The sequence below is a fragment of the Pseudomonas sp. SDO5532_S415 genome (assembly GCF_054071155.1).
In genome coordinates this window covers 1-2,570 of the sequence record NZ_JBSVWS010000328.1, presented here as the reverse complement: position 1 = coordinate 2,570, position 2,570 = coordinate 1, and the positions used below count along the sequence as shown (strand labels likewise).

Annotated in this window: 3 protein-coding genes; 1 reads left to right on the top strand and 2 read right to left on the bottom strand. The window is 61.2% G+C overall.

From position 1 onward, the window contains the following. Positions 1-84: 84 nt before the first annotated feature. Positions 85-384 carry a BolA family protein gene (locus tag ACW9HW_RS29815; RefSeq protein ID WP_095196477.1) on the bottom strand — a complete coding sequence of 100 codons (300 nt, stop codon included), beginning with the start codon at positions 382-384 and terminating at the stop codon, positions 85-87. Between the two features lie 12 nt (positions 385-396). After that, on the bottom strand, positions 397-921 hold the full coding sequence (locus ACW9HW_RS29810) for a DUF2059 domain-containing protein (protein ID WP_095196476.1): 525 nt from the start codon (positions 919-921) through the stop codon (positions 397-399). A gap of 192 nt (positions 922-1,113) precedes the next feature. On the opposite strand from ACW9HW_RS29810, the gene ACW9HW_RS29805 reads away from it, so the two are divergent. Then, the gene (locus tag ACW9HW_RS29805) at positions 1,114-2,508 is read left to right on the top strand and encodes a class II fumarate hydratase (protein WP_095196475.1); all 1,395 of its coding nucleotides are present in this window, start codon (positions 1,114-1,116) and stop codon (positions 2,506-2,508) included. Positions 2,509-2,570: the final 62 nt, after the last annotated feature.

The following is a 2,570-nucleotide window of genomic DNA, read 5'->3' as shown; positions in this document are numbered from 1 at the left end:
GCTCGGCTGCGAAGCAGTCGTAAGGCTTGGGAGCGCTTCGCACTCCAGCGGGAGCAAGCTCCCTCGCCACAACAGCCGGTCAAGCTAGTGCTTGCTGCCGCCGGCACAGGTCGGCGAGGCAGGAGCCGCTTCGATCTGCGCCCATTCCTCCGGCGTGTAGGTATGCAGCGCCAACGCATGGAACTCGCCCATCAGCTCGCCGAGTGTGCCGTAGACTTTCTGGTGACGCTTGACGCGATTGAGCCCTTCGAACTGCTGGCTGACCACCACGGCCTTGAAGTGGGTCTGCAACCCGCGACTGTGCATATGGCTTTCATCCAGCACTTGCAGATGCTCGGGCTGCAGCAGGCCCAACGTCGATTCGATGCGTTGTTGCATGGTCATACCAAACTCCGCTTAAGGCTTTTTCTTGGCTGGCGCTGCTGCGTCTTTCGGCGTCAGCTCGGCCGTCATGTCAGCCAGCAGCTTGTTGACCACGGGCACTGCGCTTTCGAGTTTGGCCTGGGTCATCTGGGCCGATTGCTGAGTCAGCTGCGGCATTTTTTCCAGGACTTTCTTGCCCAGTGGCGACTTGTAGAACGCCACCAGGTCCTTGAGCTCGGATTCGGTGAAGTTGGTGGTGTAGAGCTTGACCATGTCCGGCTTCAGCTTGTTCCAGCCAATGGCCTGGTCGAGGGCGGCGTTGGCCTTGGCCTGGTAGGTTTCCAGGACGGCTTTTTTCGATTCCGGGGCTTTGGTTTGCTGGAAGCGCTGGGCGAACATTTGCTGTACTTGCATGTACACCGGAGTGCCCAGTTTGTCAGCATGTGCCAGGGTCAGGAAAGCCTCGGCACTGGCGTTGTGGCTGGCGGTGTCGGCAAGAACCTGGCCGCTGGCACAAACCAATGCAACCGCGGTACAGATGGCACGAAGACGAGTCATCGAGTTTCCTTTTCTAGCAGGCGAGGTAAAACCCCAAGGACGTCCATTCTGCGCCTAAAAAAGTGTGTCACTCAACCCCAAGCCTTGTCGCGCCTGATTTAGAGGGGTTCAATGGACAGAATCGAGACTGATGGAACCCCGGCCGTCGATCACGGCCTAAACTGCGCAATCAGACCTACAGGAGTGTGACCGATGAGCCGTATCGAAACCGACAGCCTTGGCCAGGTTGAAGTCCCGGATGAGGCCTACTGGGGTGCTCAGACACAACGCTCGCTGGTCAACTTTGCCATCGGCAACGAACGTATGCCGCTGGCGGTTCTGCACGCTCTTGCGCTGATCAAGAAAGCCGCGGCACGGGTCAACGACCGCAATGGCGACCTGCCCGCCGATATCGCCCGCCTAATCGAACAGGCCGCCGACGAAGTGCTCGACGGCAATCACGACGACCAGTTTCCGCTGGTGGTCTGGCAAACCGGCAGCGGCACCCAGAGCAACATGAACGTCAACGAAGTGATCGCCGGTCGCGCCAACGAACTGGCCGGCAACCCGCGTGGCGGCAAGTCCCCGGTGCACCCCAACGATCACGTCAATCGCTCCCAGAGTTCCAACGACTGCTTCCCCACCGCCATGCACATCGCCGCGGCCCAGGCGGTGCAGCAGCAATTGCTGCCGGCCATCGCCGAGCTGTCCGGCGGCATTGCCGAACTGTCGGCACGCCACATGAAACTGGTGAAAACCGGCCGTACCCACATGATGGACGCCACACCGATCACCTTCGGCCAGGAACTTTCCGGGTTCATAGCGCAACTCGATTACGCCGAACGGGCGATCCGCAGTGCCCTGCCGGCAGTTTGCGAACTGGCTCAGGGTGGCACCGCCGTGGGCACCGGACTGAACTCGCCGCACGGCTTTGGTGAAGCGATCGCTGCGGAGCTGGCAGCGCTATCCGGCCTGCCTTTCGTCACCGCCCCGAACAAGTTTGCCGCGCTGGCCGGCCACGAGCCGCTGACCACACTCTCCGGCGCGCTGAAAACCCTCGCCGTGGCCCTGATGAAAATCGCCAACGACCTGCGCCTGCTCGGCTCCGGCCCGCGCGCCGGTTTCGCCGAAGTGAAACTGCCGGCCAACGAACCGGGCAGTTCGATCATGCCCGGCAAGGTCAACCCGACCCAGTGCGAAGCGCTGTCGATGCTGGCCTGCCAGGTCCTGGGCAACGACGTCACCATCGGTTTCGCCGCGAGCCAGGGGCACTTGCAATTGAACGTGTTCAAACCGGTGATCATCCACAACCTGCTGCAATCGATCCGGCTGCTGGCCGATGGCTGCAGCAACTTCCAGCAGCACTGTATCGCCGGCCTTGAGCCGGACGCCGGGCAAATGGCTGCGCATCTGGAACGCGGCTTGATGCTGGTGACGGCGCTGAACCCGCACATCGGCTATGACAAATCGGCGGAGATTGCCAAGAAGGCTTACAGCGAAGGGCTGACGTTGCGGGAGGCGGCGTTGCAGCTGGGGTATCTGACCGATGAACAGTTTGATGCGTGGGTGCGGCCGGAGAATATGCTGGAGGCTGGGGCCAAGGGCTGAGATTTATAGCGCCTGATACTCCGTCTTCGCGAGCAGGCTCGCTCCCACATTTAACTGTTGTG

Coding starts and splice junctions, on each gene's coding strand:
- ACW9HW_RS29815 (WP_095196477.1), bottom strand. CDS start 384: ATGACCATGCAACAACGCATCGAATCGACGTTGGGCCTGCTGCAGCCC.
- ACW9HW_RS29810 (WP_095196476.1), bottom strand. CDS start 921: ATGACTCGTCTTCGTGCCATCTGTACCGCGGTTGCATTGGTTTGTGCC.
- ACW9HW_RS29805 (WP_095196475.1), top strand. CDS start 1,114: ATGAGCCGTATCGAAACCGACAGCCTTGGCCAGGTTGAAGTCCCGGAT.